General features: G+C 63.2%; 15 protein-coding genes and 1 pseudogene. 6 read left to right on the forward strand and 10 right to left on the reverse strand.

Translation table 11 applies throughout. The annotated features are described in order from the left end of the window. Positions 1-23: 23 nt before the first annotated feature. Genes A7X77_RS23695 through A7X77_RS23715 form a run of 5 tightly spaced genes read right to left on the reverse strand, consistent with a single transcriptional unit; the run spans position 24 to position 5,940 of the window. Positions 24-968 carry an ABC transporter permease gene (locus tag A7X77_RS23695; RefSeq protein ID WP_064685284.1) on the reverse strand — a complete coding sequence of 315 codons (945 nt, stop codon included), beginning with the start codon at positions 966-968 and terminating at the stop codon, positions 24-26. Continuing rightward, positions 965-2,014: an ABC transporter permease gene (locus A7X77_RS23700; protein ID WP_064685285.1), complete on the reverse strand. Its 1,050-nt coding sequence runs from the start codon at positions 2,012-2,014 to the stop codon at positions 965-967. The genes A7X77_RS23695 and A7X77_RS23700 overlap by 4 nt, the downstream gene beginning before the upstream one ends. Then, positions 2,004-3,536 (reverse strand): ABC transporter ATP-binding protein, encoded by a 1,533-nt coding sequence (locus tag A7X77_RS23705; protein WP_064685342.1) that lies wholly within the window; start codon positions 3,534-3,536, stop codon positions 2,004-2,006. Before A7X77_RS23705 ends, A7X77_RS23700 begins: the two co-directional genes overlap by 11 nt. After that, the gene (locus tag A7X77_RS23710; RefSeq protein ID WP_064685286.1) at positions 3,533-4,945 is read right to left on the reverse strand and encodes an amidase; all 1,413 of its coding nucleotides are present in this window, start codon (positions 4,943-4,945) and stop codon (positions 3,533-3,535) included. Before A7X77_RS23710 ends, A7X77_RS23705 begins: the two co-directional genes overlap by 4 nt. An 8-nt stretch (positions 4,946-4,953) precedes the next feature. Further along, positions 4,954-5,940: a BMP family protein gene (locus A7X77_RS23715; RefSeq protein ID WP_064685287.1), complete on the reverse strand. Its 987-nt coding sequence runs from the start codon at positions 5,938-5,940 to the stop codon at positions 4,954-4,956. Positions 5,941-6,281: 341 nt separating this feature from the next. Here A7X77_RS23715 and A7X77_RS23720 point away from each other — a divergent pair. The 3 genes and pseudogenes from A7X77_RS23720 to A7X77_RS23730 all read left to right on the forward strand — a co-directional run. Then, a pseudogene (locus A7X77_RS23720) lies at positions 6,282-6,461 on the forward strand (CDP-alcohol phosphatidyltransferase family protein); the annotation flags it as partial. 77 nt (positions 6,462-6,538) lie between these two features. Then, positions 6,539-7,159: a lysophospholipid acyltransferase family protein gene (locus tag A7X77_RS23725; protein ID WP_064685289.1), complete on the forward strand. Its 621-nt coding sequence runs from the start codon at positions 6,539-6,541 to the stop codon at positions 7,157-7,159. Further along, the gene (locus A7X77_RS23730) at positions 7,156-8,085 is read left to right on the forward strand and encodes a phosphatidate cytidylyltransferase (protein WP_064685290.1); all 930 of its coding nucleotides are present in this window, start codon (positions 7,156-7,158) and stop codon (positions 8,083-8,085) included. Before A7X77_RS23725 ends, A7X77_RS23730 begins: the two co-directional genes overlap by 4 nt. A gap of 27 nt (positions 8,086-8,112) precedes the next feature. Here the strand turns inward: A7X77_RS23730 and A7X77_RS23735 are convergent, their stop codons facing one another. From A7X77_RS23735 to A7X77_RS23745, 3 genes are all read right to left on the reverse strand, one after another. Then, the gene (locus A7X77_RS23735) at positions 8,113-8,436 is read right to left on the reverse strand and encodes a chaperone modulator CbpM (RefSeq protein WP_064685291.1); all 324 of its coding nucleotides are present in this window, start codon (positions 8,434-8,436) and stop codon (positions 8,113-8,115) included. Between the two features lie 2 nt (positions 8,437-8,438). After that, entirely contained in the window at positions 8,439-9,353 is a 915-nt protein-coding gene (locus A7X77_RS23740; RefSeq protein WP_064685292.1) for a DnaJ C-terminal domain-containing protein, read from the reverse strand. Positions 9,354-9,489: 136 nt separating this feature from the next. Then, the gene (locus A7X77_RS23745; protein WP_064685293.1) at positions 9,490-9,957 is read right to left on the reverse strand and encodes a universal stress protein; all 468 of its coding nucleotides are present in this window, start codon (positions 9,955-9,957) and stop codon (positions 9,490-9,492) included. Between the two features lie 228 nt (positions 9,958-10,185). On the opposite strand from A7X77_RS23745, the gene A7X77_RS23750 reads away from it, so the two are divergent. Beyond that, positions 10,186-11,052, forward strand: a complete 867-nt coding sequence (locus tag A7X77_RS23750; RefSeq protein ID WP_064685294.1) for an NAD(P)-dependent oxidoreductase — start codon at positions 10,186-10,188, stop codon at positions 11,050-11,052. Positions 11,053-11,122: 70 nt separating this feature from the next. On the opposite strand, the gene A7X77_RS23755 is transcribed toward A7X77_RS23750, so the two are convergent. Next, positions 11,123-11,947: a phosphoenolpyruvate hydrolase family protein gene (locus A7X77_RS23755; protein WP_064685295.1), complete on the reverse strand. Its 825-nt coding sequence runs from the start codon at positions 11,945-11,947 to the stop codon at positions 11,123-11,125. Beyond that, positions 11,944-13,155: a Tm-1-like ATP-binding domain-containing protein gene (locus A7X77_RS23760; protein ID WP_064685296.1), complete on the reverse strand. Its 1,212-nt coding sequence runs from the start codon at positions 13,153-13,155 to the stop codon at positions 11,944-11,946. The genes A7X77_RS23755 and A7X77_RS23760 overlap by 4 nt, the downstream gene beginning before the upstream one ends. 129 nt (positions 13,156-13,284) lie before the next feature. Between A7X77_RS23760 and A7X77_RS23765 the strand changes: the two genes are divergently transcribed. Both A7X77_RS23765 and A7X77_RS23770 read left to right on the forward strand, forming a co-directional pair. After that, complete coding sequence (locus A7X77_RS23765) at positions 13,285-13,938, forward strand: GntR family transcriptional regulator (protein WP_064685297.1); 654 nt, start codon at positions 13,285-13,287, stop codon at positions 13,936-13,938. Positions 13,939-14,017: 79 nt separating this feature from the next. Further along, positions 14,018-15,274, forward strand: a complete 1,257-nt coding sequence (locus A7X77_RS23770) for an ABC transporter substrate-binding protein (RefSeq protein WP_064685298.1) — start codon at positions 14,018-14,020, stop codon at positions 15,272-15,274. The last annotated feature ends 44 nt before the right edge of the window (positions 15,275-15,318 follow it).

A 15,318-nucleotide genomic window follows, 5' to 3' on the forward strand; every position in this document is an offset into this window, starting at 1 on the left:
AACCTCGTTTGGAAAAGGCGGCTTCACCGCTCACCGCGACGATAGGGCTGCATCAGCGCCTGCGGGACGCGGGCGCGGCGGGCCATGATGGCGAGAGCCGCAATGGAAAGGATATAGGGCGTCATCAGGAAGAGCTGATAGGGTACAAGTCCGCTTAACGCAGTTTGCAGCCGAAGCTGAAAGGCATCGAAGAAGGCGAAGAGCAGGGCCCCGAACAGCGCGCGGCCCGGCCGCCAGGAGGCGAACACGACAAGCGCAATGCAGATCCAGCCGCGCCCCTGCACCATGGTCGGGAAGAAGCTATTGAACGCCGACAATGTCAGGAAGGCGCCGCCCATTCCCATCAGCGCGCTGCCGATGATGACTGCACCATATCGCACCTTCATCGGATTGACGCCCTGGGCTTCCGCCGCATGCGGATTTTCACCGGTCATGCGGATCGCGAGCCCTACAGGAGTTCGGAAGATGATGTAGGCCATCAGTAGAGCAATCACGATCGCAAGATAGGTCGGCGCCGTCTGCGTAAAGAAGGCCGGACCGATGAAAGGCAGCGTCGAGAGATCGGGGATGGCGATCGGCTGGAACGGCACAATGGTGGGGGGCGTATTGGCAAGCGGCACGATCAGCCGGAAGACATAATAGCTGAAGCTGGAGGCAAAGAGCGTGACGCCGAGACCGGAGACATGCTGGGAGAGCCCGAGCGTCACCGTCAGCGACGCGTGCAGCAGGCCGAAGAAGCCGCCGGCAACCGCGGCAATCAGCAGGCCGGTCCAGAGATCGGCACCATGGTAGACGGAAAGCCAGCCGATCATCGCGCCAAAGGTCATGATGCCTTCGATGCCGAGGTTGAGCACGCCGGCTCGTTCGCAGAGCAGGGCTCCGAGCGTGCCGAAAATCAGCGGCGTGGCGATGCGCAGGATTGCCGCCCAGAGCCCGGCGGAGGCGATGATATCGAACAACTGCGTCATCGCCTTATCCTGTATTGGGTGAAGAACAATGCGATCAGCATCGTCAGGAGCGACAGCGCCACCGTGACGTCGGCAATATAGGTCGGGATGCCGAGACCCCGGCTCATGCCGTCGGCGCCGACGAACATCGTGGCCGTGAAAATGGCGGCGAAGACGACGCCGAGCGGATTGAGGTTGGCAAGCATCGCCACCACGATGCCGGCGTAGCCGAAGCCGGGCGACAGGTCGGTCGTCACGTAACCCTTGACGCCCATCACTTCGATTGCTCCCGCAAGCCCTGCAAGCCCACCGGAGAGACAGGCAACCTTCACCAGTGTTCTTCCGAGCGGCACACCAGCAAAAACGGCACCGGCGGGATTGAGGCCCGCGGCGCGCGACTGCATGCCGAACACCGTGCGGGACTGGACGAAGTGGACGAGGACCGCCAGGGCGATCGCGATCGCCAAACCGATATGCAGGCGCGAACGGGCGATCAGCTTCGGCAGCATGGCATGATCGCTGACGGATTGCGACTGCGGCCAGCCGAAGGCGAGCGGATCCTTGAGGACGCCATCGATCAGCATCGAGACGAAAAGCACGGCGATGAAATTCATAAGCAGGCTGGTGACGACCTCATCGACGGAAAAGCGCAGTCTCAGCCACAGCGGGAGCAAAATCAGCACCATGCCGGCGATCGCACCAATCAGCAGCAGGAGTGGAATCAGAATGGGTGCCGGAAGAGCGCCGAGCAGTTTCGAGCTTGCCGCCGCAACGGCGATGGCGCCGAGATAGAACTGGCCCTCGGCGCCAATATTCCACAGCCGCGCGCGGAAGGCGACGGCAGCGGCAAGTCCGGTCAGCATCAGCGGCGTTGCCCGTGTCAGCGTTTCGGTCGCCGAAAGCCGCGAGCCGAAGGCGCCGGTGAGGATGCGCCAATAGGCATCGAGAACAGGCGCGCCGGCGATCGAGATCAGGATGCCCGCCAGCGCAAGCGCCGCGATGACGGCGATAACGGGCGTGACGATCAGCAGGTAAAGCGGGCGGTGTTCGCGGCGCTCAAATCGCATGGCCGGCCTCGCGGGTCTCTTGCCATTCCCCGGCCATCATCAGCCCCAGCCTGCGGGCGTCGGCGCCATTGGCGTCGACGGGCGGCGACAGCCGGCCGCCGACGATCGCCTGTATGCGGTCTGCGAGCGCGATCACCTCGTCAAGATCCTCCGAGATCAGCAGCACCGCAGTCCCCTGCCGGCGGGCTTCGAGCAGGCGCGCATGTACGGCGGCCACGGCCCCTTCATCGAGGCCGCGGGCAGGCTGGGCGGCAATCAGAATGCGCGGCCGCCGATAGAGACTGCGCCCGAGTATGAGCTTTTGCATATTGCCGCCGGAGAGCAGCCGCGTGCGGATCCCCGGGCCGCCGCCGCGAACGTCGAAGCCATCAATGATCTCGCGCGCGAAGGCCATGCCGGCCTTCCGGTTGACGAGTCCGTGGCGCGAGAAGGCCGGCGAGGCAATCCGCTCCAGCACGGCGTTTTCCCAGATCGCCATTTCCCCGATCACGCCCTCATGGCTGCGGTCCTCGGGAATGCGGCCGATGCCGGCTTCGACGACATCGGCGACGCCAAGATCGCCGATCACTTCGCCGAACAGTCTGAGGTCGCCGCCGCCGCGCGCCAGCGTGCCGGAAAGAAGATGCGCCAATGCCGCCTGGCCGTTGCCGGAAACGCCGATAATGCCGAGGATCTCGCCCTGATGCAGCCGGAAGCTGATCGATTTGAGGCGATCGATGCCGCCGACTCGTACGGTCACGCCTGAAGCCTCGAGTGCAACGGCGCCGGGTGTCGATGGTTCGCGCACGGGCCGCATCACACGGTGCCCGACCATCAACTCGGCGAGTTCCGCCTTGCTGGTTTCCGACGCCCGGCGCTCGGCGACCATCTTGCCTGCGCGCAGCACGACGATGCGGTCAGCCGCCGCCATCACCTCGTCGAGCTTATGCGAGATGAAGATCAGCGACAGGCCTTGGCGGGCCATTTCCTTCAGCGTCGTGAACAGCCGCTCGGCTTCGATGTTGGTCAGTACCGCCGTCGGCTCGTCGAGGATCAGGATGCGGGCATCATTGTAGAGCGCCTTGAGGATTTCCACTCTTTGCTGCTCGCCGACCGAAAGGTCGCCGAGACGGGCATCCGGATCGACTTGCAGGCCGAAGCGCTCCGAAATCGCCATGAGTTTCTTGCGCGCCGCCGATGTTGCCGATCGCCAGGACCAAAGTCCTTCCGTGCCGGTCATGACGTTTTCGAGAACGGTCAGATTGGGCGCGAGCGAGAAATGCTGATGCACCATGCCGACTCCGGCGCGGATCGCCGCGCGCGGCTTGCCCTGCGGCAACTCGGCGCCGTCGATCAGAATTCGGCCGGCATCAGGCACGTAGTGGCCGAAAAGGATGCTCATCAGCGTGGTCTTGCCCGCGCCGTTCTCGCCGAGCAGAGCGACGACCTCGCCTTTGGCCAGCGTCATGGAAATATCGTCATTGGCAAGATTGGCGCCGAAACGTTTGCTGACACCGACAATTTCGAGAACAGGCTCGGTCATGACGGCAACCCCGCCACCGGAAAACGGTGCTGCCACCGCCCCTCCGCCTCCAGGCGGGCCGCCAGCGACAGAAGCCGCGGCTCGTGACCCATCGGCATCATGAGTTGCACCGGCAGCGGCATGGCGTGCTCATCCTGTCCGAAAGGCAGCGTCAAAGCAGGAAAACCCGAAACATTGGCAAGGCAGGCAAGCGGCGCAAACGCAGTCATTCGCTCCAGATGCAGACCGGTGTCGGCATGATCGGACGGAAAGGAGCCGATCGCAAGAGGCGCGGAGGCGAGCATCGGCATGAGAATGCAATCGACCTTGTCGAACAGCGCCCAGACAGCGTGGCTCACCAGCACCGCATCGTTCAGCGTTTTCCAGAGTTCGGTGGCCGTGAGCGCTCGCCCGCGTATCGCGAAAGCCTGCGTAAGGGGCTCGGCCCTGCTTTCCTCAAGGGCTGCCGCCTCGATGAGCGCGGCGAGGTTGACGGAAACGATATCGGCAAAGGCACGGCTGCTGGCAGCGACGCTCCATTCCAAATCGGCCCAGGCCAAGGGAAAGATGATGTGCCCGTCCTTTTGGAGCACACGTGCGGCGTCCGCGACGGCTGCAAGGCGGCGATCCTCGGTCGGATAGGCCTGTCCGGTGTCGGTCAACAGGCCGATCCGCAAACGGCCGGTGTCGACATCGGCGGGAGAGGGATCCGGAACGGGTCCGCGTGCATTGCCGCTCAGCCGATCAAAAATCAGCGCCGTATCCCGCACCGAGCGGCAGACCGCCAGTTCGCTCGCGATTCCAGCAAGGTGATTGCCGAAAGAAGGTCCGCCGGGGATGGCGCCACGGGTCGGCTTCATTCCGACGAGACCGCAACAGGCGGCAGGCACGCGGATCGAGCCGCCGGCGTCAGTGGCATGGGCAATCGCCACGATCCCGGCGGCAACGGCTGCCGCCGCACCGCCCGACGAGCCGCCGGCGGTGCGGGCCGGATCGAGCGGGTTGCGACAGACAGGTCCGATCGCCGGTTCGCTGGCAAGCGAAAGGCCGAATTCCGGGCTCGTCGTCAGGCCGAACAGACAGAAGCCGGCCTCGCGGAACCGCGAAGCGAGATCGGAATCGGCGTCGCCGCCCTTTCTCTCGAAGAGGCGGGAACCGGCGATTGCCGGCAGTCCGCGGAAGGGACCGCCAAGATCCTTCGCCAAGGCCGGCACGCCGGCAAAGGGCCGCGCCGAAAAATGCTCGGGCGCGCGCTGCCGCTCCCGGTCGCAGGCCTGCGCTGCGGCGACACCCATAGCGGCGTCGAGATAGGCGATCGCGCCGAGCGGCGCATGCCGCGCGGCGGCGTCGAGGGAAATCTGCATCGCTTCTGCAGCGCTCAAGCTGCCGTGCCTGATCGCTGCCGCCAGTTCCGTCGCGTCGCCCTGCATCAGCCGAACTACTTCGGCTCTTCCATCATCTTCGGAACTTCGAAGGTGCCTGCCTTGATCTCCGCCCGCTTGGCCTCCATAGCGGCCTCAGCCTCGGCAGGCGCCACACCCTTCACGAAGACGATATCGCTGCCGCCTTCCTTCATCAGGCCGTAAGACGTGTAGTTGCGGCCGACCGGTTTACCCGCGGCGACATCGGCGATTGCAGCATTGAGGATCGGGCGGAAATACCACATGGCATTGGCAAACACAGTATCGGGATAACGCGGCGTGTAATCGACCAGCGAACCGACCGACTTGATGCCGCGTTCCTTGGCGGCATCGGCGGTGCCGATGCGCTCGCCGAACAGAATATCGGCGCCGGCGTCGATCTGGGCGAGGCCGGCCTCGCGGGCCTTCGGCGGATCGAAGAAGGTGCCGATGAACGAGACCAAGTGCTTGGCGTCGGGATTGACAGCCTTGACGCCCGCGGCAAAGGCGTTGATCAGCATGTTGACTTCGGGAATCGGGATGGCGCCGACCGAACCGACGACGTTCGACTTGGTCATCTTGCCCGCCAGCATGCCGGCCAGATAGGCGCCGTCATGATTCCATGTGCCGAAGACGCCGAAATTGTCGCCGGCCTGGTCGCCGCTGGAGCCCAGCACGAAGGCGGTCTCGGGATAGTCGGCCGCGACCTGCCGGGCCTCCTTCTCCACCGCATAGGCTTCGCCGATGATCAGCTTGTTGCCCTGTTCGGCATATTCGCGCATGGCGCGCGGATAATCGGTGCCGGAGACACCTTCGGAAAAGACATATTCGATGACGCCTTCCTTGGCAGCATCCTGAAGGGCCTTGTGAAGACAGGAATTCCAGGCGTTTTCGACCGGCGACGCATGAATGCCGGCAACTTTCAGCGGGGCGGCAGCCCTTGCGAGCGGGGCCAGGCTGCTCACTCCGAGCGCAATGCCCGATGCGATCACTGCCCGGCGCGAAATCAGCATGTCTTTGGTCATCGATTGCTCCCCTTTTTTTACCATCTGGTTCAAAAATCATAGTAGCGCCTAAAAATGTGTCAAGGAGAGAGCGGGCTTAAAAATCAGGCTGATCAACCCCTTTTGGCTCTTTCCTCGCCCGCCGAATTTTTACGTGCTGCAGGGCGTCGCGACATGGCGGAAAGAAACGCGGCGCGGCAGCCTGCACCTCGATCCCGCCGCTCCTCCTGGTTGAGAATTTCCATTCCAACAAACGCCTTCTTCGCTTCGGCGCAAGGGGCGCTCGGACCGGACCTGCATGGGCTTGGCGCGACGATATTTGCAGGATATGCAGAGAACTGTCGGGTTGGGGAAACAAGAAAATGGGTGAAGAACAGGACGTCTCGCGGCGGCCGATCGCGAGCCGGCCGCCGTCCTGGGCGATCGGCTTAAGTGCGTGGCTAGCGCGCACCGGCGTCACGCTGAACAGCATTTCGCTTCTCTCGATCCTGCTTGCCGGCATCGGCGCGGCGCCCATCCTGTTCATCTCACATCCGATCGCCCCCTCCATCATCGCGGTCGGCAGCCTCGTCACCTGCATCACCCGTACGATAACGCTTTCCCATTCGCTGGAGAGACTATGACCGCGCTTGTCCGTCGCCTCCTTGTGTTGTTCGTCCGTATCTTGGTCGGCGCCCGAAGCGAATGGCGGGGCTGCACGCCCGACACGCGCCGCCGCATCTATTTCGCCAATCACAACAGCCATGTCGATACGGTCGCCGTCATGGCCGCCCTGCCGTATCAGGTGCGACGGCTGACCCATCCGGTTGCGGCGCGCGACTATTGGGGAACCAGCGCTCTCCGCCGTTTCATCGCGGAGAAAGGCCTGCGCGCCGTCCTGATAGACCGCAAGCCTCTGCCGGACAGCAACCCGCTGGAGCCGCTCGAGCGCCTGCTCGAGGAAGGGCGTTCGATCCTGATATTTCCCGAGGGGACGAGAAGCGCCACCGAGGAGATCGCTCCGTTCCGCAGCGGCATCTATCGCCTTGCCTGCCGCTTCCCCGATGTCGATCTCGTACCGATCCATCTCGACAATCTGCAGCGCATCCTGCCGAAGGGAAGCATATTGATCGTGCCGATCACCTGCACGGCGCGCTTCGGCAAGCCGCTGCGTGTCGAACCCGGCGAAGGCAAGGACGCATTCCTGGCGCGGGCCCGCGCCGCGATCATCGAGCTGGCAGATGGAGGGCGCACCGCATGACCAGCCTTTTCTCCATCGTCCTTGCCGCGATCCTCGGCCTGCTCGCCGTCGCATCCGCCATCGGCTTCATCTTGCAGCGGCGCGCGACCGAGCCCGGCTCCGTCGCCACCGTCCAGAACCTCAACGCCCGCATCCGTTCCTGGTGGATCATGGTCGCGGTGTTCGGCGGCGCGATCCTGCTCGGCGATACGGCGGTGGTCATCCTGTTCGCGTTCCTGTCCTTCATGGCGCTACGCGAATTCTGGACGCTGACGCCGTCACGGCGCGGCGATCACCTGGCGCTGTTCCTGTCCTTCTTCGTCGTCCTGCCGCTGCACTATGTGCTGCTCGGAACGTTATGGTACGGCCTCTTTGCGATCTTCATTCCCGTCTATGCCTTCCTGATCCTGCCGGCGGTGGCGACGCTCACCGGCGACGTCAAGGAATTCCTGGCGCGGACCGCCAGGGTGCAATGGGGCTTGATGCTGACGGTCTATTCGATCAGCCATGCGCCCGCGCTCCTAATGCTTGAGACCGGCACGCCGCCGGCGCTTCTTCTCGTCTATCTCGTTATCGTCGTGCAGCTCAGCGACGTCTTCCAGTATGTCTGGGGCAAGCTTCTGGGAAAACATCGTTTCTCCCCGAACATCAGCCCGTCGAAGACGCTCGAGGGCCTGATCGGCGGCGGCGCCTCGGCGATCCTGGTGGGAACGCTGCTCTACCGGCTGACGCCTTTCTCACCCCTTCAGGCGGCAGCCGTCAGCACTGTTATCGTCGTCGCCGGCTTCTTCGGTGGCTTCGTGCTCTCGGCGATCAAGCGCGATCTCAACGCCAAGGACTGGGGCTATGTGATCGAAGGCCATGGCGGCGTGCTCGACCGGCTGGATTCCATCACTTTCGCCGCACCGCTGTTCTTCCACATCGTCCGCTACTGGTTCGCAATGTGAGGATATCCGCCGCATTCGGCCGGTTCCTCAAAAGCGGTCGATATCCTCGAGGCTCTCGATGAGCCGCTGCTGAACCTGCCGGTCCTGCCGGCCGATGGCCGTCACCAGCTTGCCCATCGTTCCCCTGATTCCGTGAAGCTGGTCGATCAGATTCATGACGACATCGACGCCGGCTTCGTTGACGCCCATATTGCCCATGAGATCGAGGATGAGCCGGCCGCGGGCGACATCGGCCTCGCGAAACTGCCGCCCTTCGCCTGACATCTCCGGGATCAGCCAGCCCCGTTCGACCCAGAAGTCGAGCTGGACGACATCGATTTTCAGGCAAAGACGGAACTCATGATCATCCATGATCAGGCCTCCATATTCTTCCTCGGATCGTATGGATTTGCCGCCGCCCATTCCTTCACCAGGGAGGTCAGCCGTTCGTCTGATTTATCGGGCAGCACGATCTTCAGGGAGACATAGACGTCGCCGTGTCCGCCGCCGCGTTTTGGAACGCCCTTGCCCCTGAGCCGCAGGACCTTGCCCGTATTCGAGTGCGGAGGCAGCGTCACGTTGACAGGTCCCGACGGTGTCGGCACGCGGACCTTGCCGCCGAGCACCGCCTCGCCAAGCGAGATCGGCAGTTCCAGGCGGATGTCGTCGCCCTCGCGCGTGAAGAAGCGGTGAGGCCTCACCCGGATTTCGATAAGGGCATCGCCCGGCGGCCCGCCTCCAAGGCCCGGCTCACCCTTGCCACGCAGCCGCAAGGTCTGGCCGTCGCGGGTTCCAGGCGGGATCTGCACATCGAGCTGCGGCCCATCCGGCAGCTTGATCTCGGTCCTGGTGCCGTTGACGGCCTCGAGAAAATCGACCTCCATGGAAAAACGCCGATCCTGGCCTTGGCTGCGCGTCCTGCCGCCGCCTGCGCGACGCGAAAAGAAATCGGCAAAGGTATTGTCGATGTCGGCGAAGTCGGCAAAGCCGGAATTGTTGCGGTAGGGATCGTTGGCACCGCTCGCCGAGGCATAGTCGCGGTAATAGCTGCGCTGCGCCCGCTCGGCGCCCGTCATATCGATCTCGCCGCGGTCAAAACGTCGCCGCTTCTGTTCGTCGCTCAAAATCTCGTAAGCGGTCGAAATATCTTTGAATCGATCCTCCGCCTTTTTATCGCCGGGGTTAAGGTCGGGGTGAAGCTTCTTGGCGAGCTTGCGGAACGCGCTCTGAATATCCTTCTGCGTCGCATCCCGCTTCACGCCCAGAAGCTCATAGGGATCCTGGCTCATGCATATCTCCGGTCGGGCAGTCCATGCTGCTGGTTGGCTTGGCACTGATATAGGTTGCCGGGCCGCCGCCGGGGAGAGGCAACCCACGGGGCACTTCAAGCCGGCGGTCGTATGATCGGCGGGAAGTTGCCAGAGCTCAGAGCAGAGCGGCGTCTTCGGTTTGGGATGCGGAGCCCTCATGCGCGTCGTCTGAACGCCCATCGACCAGAACCGAGCATCCCGCATGACGCACGACCTTCTCGACGATCGAGGAGAAGACGTAGTCGGTGATATCGGGCACGTGGGATGACAACAGAATGAGATCGGCCGCTCTCTCCCTTGCGACCGACACCAGCAGGGAGGCGGCAACGCCGATGCGAACCTCGATCATCACAGGGATTCCCAACTCCTTGCAGAGCGACACAAGCTTCCTTTCGGCATCGACGATGGCGGCCGTTTCAGTTTCCTCGGGAATACCGGTCAGACGACGCTGCGGGACATTCTCGATGACATGCATCACGAGGATGGTTCCGCCTTCGTCCACAAGTGCCGCAGCCCGGCGCAGCAGACGGTTTGCCGTCCGCCTCGAACCCATGCCGATGCCGCAGATGATCGTGCGATACATTGAATCAATATCCTCGAATGCCAGCCATTGCTGTGATCTTACCTTGATCGACGACGCCTGCTTTGACCAAAATCAAGTCGGAATGCCGCCCGTCAGTGAAACGGCGGCGTGCGCGGAAAACCGTCGCCCCGCTTCAACACGAGCATCCTGCCGCCTTGTCGCAGTTGACGGCGGTCCGATCGGCCATAGCTCTGATGCAATTTCGTCGTCACACCAAAGAGGTTTCACATGCCGAATTTCGCAATCATCGGAGCGGGCGCAATGGGAAGTGCTGTCGCCAGACGGCTGATCGACCATGGCGCCACGGTGCTGACCCATCTCGACGGTAGAAGCGATCAGACGATTGCGCGCGCCAAGTCAGCCGGCATGGTGCCTGTCGAACACTGGGCGCTGGGGCAGGCCGAGCTGATCCTGTCGATCGTTCCGCCGGCCGAAGCGATCGGTGTCGCCGAATTGGTCGCGGAGATATCGTCGGGGATGCCGGCGCCGCCGCCCTTTATCGACCTCAATGCGATCGCGCCGAAAACCATGCAGGCGCTGGCGGCGCGGTTCGATGGCAGCCGGGTTGACGTTCTCGACGGCGCCATCATCGGCGGGCCGCCGGTTCCCGGCAAATCGGGGCCGGCCATCTATATCAGCGGCGATAGCGCGGAGCGAAGCAGGCCGCTTGAGAATTACGGCTTGAATATCCGCAGGCTCGACGGCCCGCTCGGCGCGGCTTCGGCGCTGAAGATGTGTTATGCCGGCATCAACAAGGGCTTTATTGGCCTCGGCGCCGCAATGCTGCTGGCCGCATCCCGCTCTGGCGCTGCCGAAAGCCTGAAGGCCGAACTCGCCGAAAGCCTTCCCGACGTCGACCGCAAACTGTCGAAATCCATTCCCGACATGTATCTGAAAGCCTATCGTTGGGTCGCCGAAATGCAGGAGATCGCCGACTTCCTGGGAAAGGACGATCCGGCAGCGGAGATTTTTCGCGGCATGGCTGATGTTTTCTCCAGGCTGGCCGACGACGTCAAGGGCAGCCGCGTGCTGGTCAGGCAGTTGGACGAGATCCTTGGCTCCCCGGAAACCGCCGGTGCGATGGTCATGCCATAGCTTTTCGTCGCGGCCGGCGCCCCACATCGGGGGACGCCGGCAGCTGGCGTACGGCCGGTCCAAGTCGCGCCTAAATCCTTGCGAAATCCTCGACCTGTGCCCGGATCGCAACTTCGGTCGGCAACCGCTCCATCGAACTTGCGCCGTAGAAGCCGTTGCATCCCTTGCAGCGGGCGAGCACGTATGCGGCATCCGCCGGCATGGCGATCGGACCGCCGTGGCAGAGCACGATGACGTCGTCGCGCACGGATTTGGCGGCATCCGTCCAGGCGTTGATCTTCTCCACGCATCCGTCGAGCGTCAGCGCCGTTTCGGCGCCGATCGCGCCGCCGGTGGTCAGGCCGAGATGGCAGACGACGATATCGGCGCCGGCCCTGGTCATGGCCATGGCGTCCTCGGCACTGAAGACATAGGGCGTCGTCAGCATGTCCTTGGCGTGTGCGCGGGCGATGATATCGATCTCGAGATCGAAGCCCATGCCGGTTTCTTCGAGATTGGCGCGGAAGGTGCCGTCGATCAGCCCTACGGTGGGAAAGTTCTGGATGCCGGCAAAGCCCATTGCCTTCAGTTCGTCGAGGAAGTGATCAGGCAGCATGAAGGGATCGGTGCCGTTGACTCCGGCAAGCACCGGTGTGTGGCGCACGACCGGCAGGACCTCGCGGCCCATCTCCTTGACGATCTCATTGGCATTGCCATAGGCGAGCAGGCCGGCCAGCGAGCCGCGCCCGGCCATGCGGTAACGCCCGGAATTATAGATCACGATCAGGTCGATGCCGCCGGCTTCCTCGCTCTTGGCGGAGAGGCCGGTGCCGGCGCCGCCGCCGACGATCGGCCGGCCCTCGGCGATCTTGCGGCGAAGCCTGTTCAGAATGTCGTTTCTGTCGATACGGGTCAAAATTCCCTCCTTGAGGCATGGATGTCATGGAAGTTGGCAACGAGTGCCGCGGCGAATTCCGGGCTGTTGATATGGGCGTCTATCTCGACAAGGCGCCTGTTTTCCGCATCGCGCCAGCCGTCGCGGATGGCGGCAAACAGCGCCGCGTCTGCTTGGGCGTCGTGGAACGGCTGACCGGCGGCGTCGATGGCCGAAACGCCCTGGAGCGGCAGCAGGAAACGGACCGGACCCTGCATCCGGTTCAGCCGCTCGACGATGAAGGCGCCGATCCTGCCGTTTTCCTCCGGCGTGGTGCGCATCAGCGTCACCTGGGCATTGTGGACATGTAGCCTGCGGTCGCGGAAAGGCGCCGGCACGGTTTCCCGCGCGCCGAAATTCACCATATCGACGGCGCCGACCGAGCCGACATAGGGCAGGCCGGTGCGGATGATCGCGCCGAAGCGATCCATGGTCGCCGGAAAGACGCCGCCGACGAGGAGATCGGGAACCTCGGTCGTCGTCACGTCGATCACGCCCTGCAGCAGGCCGGAATCGGCAAGTTTCTCCATCGACTGGCCGCCGACGCCGGTCGCATGGAAGACGTAGATTTCATGCGTCTTGCCGAGCATCTCACGGATCTGCGTGACGCAAGGCGTGGTGACGCCGAACATGGTCATGCCGATACCCGGCCGATCATCGCTCGAGGTGGGAATGGCGTTGCCGGCCATGCCGGCCGCCGCGTTCGCCGCATTGCCGATCACCTTGCGCGAGATCGCATTGAGGCCCGCGACGTCGACGACCGAATACATCATGGTCAGATCGTTCGGCCCGACATAGGGCGCGACGTTGCCCGAGGCGACCGTCGAGACCATCAGTTTCGGCAGGCCGATGGGAAGTGCGCGCATCGCTTCCGTGACGAGCGCGGTATTGCCGGTACCGCCGAGACCGAGAACGGCACCGATGTCGCTGCGTGATGTCAGGAATGCCGTCAGCGCCCTGGCCATGGCCGAAACCGCCGTTCCCCGATCGGCCTGCCCCAGCACGGCCGCCGCGCCCTCGGGATGAAATTCGGCCACTTCCCGCGCCCGGATATCGGCGCCGGCGCTATCCCCGAGCGTTCCGACATCGACCAGGATGGCATCGGCGCCGGCCAACAGAACCACCTCCCTGGCGTAATTCAGTTCCGCGCTCTTGGTGTCACAGGTGCCGACGATATAGACCGTTCCCATTGTTTTTCCTCCTCTTTTCAAACTTCTCTGTGAGCTTTCGATAAAATTCCTGTTTTTGTATTTTTCATATTGTATATTATTTCGCATATTGCATACTTAAATTATCAACGCCAGACGGAAATGGAAACCATGAACGCACCGCGCCACCTCACCCTTCGCGAGCGGATCTACGAGGAAATCGTTCGCCTGATCGTCTCGGGCGAGCTGCCGAGCGGCGTCTCAATCGACGAAAAAGAACTGACGGAACGGCTGCAGGTCAGTCGCACGCCATTCCGGGAGGCGATCGGCACGCTCGCCAAGGAAGGGCTGATCGAGATCAAGCCCTATCGCGGTTTTTTCGTGCGCAGCTTCACGCCGAAAGAGATCGACGACCTCTATAATTTGCGCAAGACGCTCGAATGCTTTGCCGTCGAGCTCGCCGTTCCGGAGATGAGCGACCGGCATATCGCAAACTTCGAGCGTATCCTGGATGAAGCAGTGGCCGCATTGCGCCGCGGCGACATGGAAACCTACGGCATTCGCGACAAGGAATTCCACGAGACCATTGCCGAGCTTTCGGGGAGCGCGCCGCTGATCGAAACGCTGGCGCGGCTCGCACTGCAGATTCAGATCTGCCGCTCGATCGCCAATGAGAGCCGCGATCTGGCCGAAAGGGCGGCCGAGGAGCGCGATCAGATCCTGCAGGCTTTCAGGGCGCGCGACATTGCCCGCGCCAAAGCGCTGATGCACGCGCATATCAGCGATGTCCAGCAGGCCGTCATGGCGCGCTTTCAGAAGGGTTAGCCGAAGGACATGAAGGAGAGGGAGGTCTCCTTCAGCAACCGAAAAACATGGGCCGAGGAGCGGTCCGGAGGAGGGAACAATGCTGAAATTTCTTGCCCGCAGCACCGCACTTGCGGCGATGATCGCCGCAAGCTCGCTGGCGGCACATGCCGAAGCCCTGAAGATGTGGGGGCCCGAGCAGATCACCGAGCCGCTGGTCGCGCAGCTCTGGAACGGCATCAAGGCCGATTTCGAAAAAGCCAATCCCGGTGTGACCGTCGAATTCATGCCGCCGACCGGCACGATCAGCAACGGCGCGGTGCAGGCGGCGATCCAGTCGGATGCCGGACCGGACGTGATCCTCACCAACTCCGGCATCGGCCGCATCAGCGTCGTCAAGAACGCCAAGCAGGTGATGCCGCTCACCGAGCAATATGAAAAGCGCGGCTGGAAAGACAAGATCTATCCCTGGCTCTACACCGAGCTGAAGGGCCAGTTCGCCGGCGAGATCTATGAGGTTCCCGATGGGCTCGATGCGCTGGGCATCTGGTACCACAAGGACATTTTCGCGCAGGCCGGCTGGAAGATCCCAGCCACCTGGAGCGAATTCGAAGCGCTGATGAAATCGATCGAGGAGACCGGCTTGCAGCCGATCGCCATCGGCCCGCGCACGACGGGCAGCGCCGGTCATCTCTTCGGCAGCCTGCTGCAGTCGGCGAGCGGTAAGGAGGTGATCGGCAAGGCGCTGCGTCGCGAAATTGCCTGGGACGATCCCTCGGTCGCCGCCGGCGCCATCCGGCTGCAGAAGCTGGTCGAGGCAGGCGACATCAAGAAGGAAATGGCCGGCCTCGATCTCGACGGCGCCTCGCGGCTCTGGTTCAACAAGCGCGCCGCCATGTTCGTTGCCGGCCCCTGGTTCACCGCCAATGCCCGCAAGGCCGGTTATGACCTCAAGAATGCCGGTTATGCGCCGATGCCCTCCGACATCAAGGGCGCGGCCATGCCGACCGGCGGCGTCGGCTGGAGCTGGCTGGTGCCTGTCAACTCCAAGCAACCGGAACTCGCGATGAAATGGATCGACTTCATGCTGTCGGATGCCGTGATGAAGAAGCGTGCGCAGGATCCGGCAAGCACGATGATTTATCCGCGCGAAATCCCGGGCCTCGAACCGCCGACCCCTGTCCTGAAGGAGATCTTCGCGGCCGCGGCCGGAGGCGTCGGCTATAATCCGAGCGTCTATCTGCCCGGGCCGGTGCTCGACACCTATTTCCAGGTCATCCAGGGCCTGATCTCCGGCCAGATCGGCGGTGAAGACGGCATGAAGCAGATCCAGGCGAAGATGGCAGAGGCGAAATAGTGGCCATCCCCGAAACATCAGGCAGCAAGGTCGTGGCTTCTCTC

It is taken from the genome of Rhizobium bangladeshense, from assembly GCF_001662075.1.
Lineage (GTDB): Bacteria > Pseudomonadota > Alphaproteobacteria > Rhizobiales > Rhizobiaceae > Rhizobium > Rhizobium bangladeshense_B.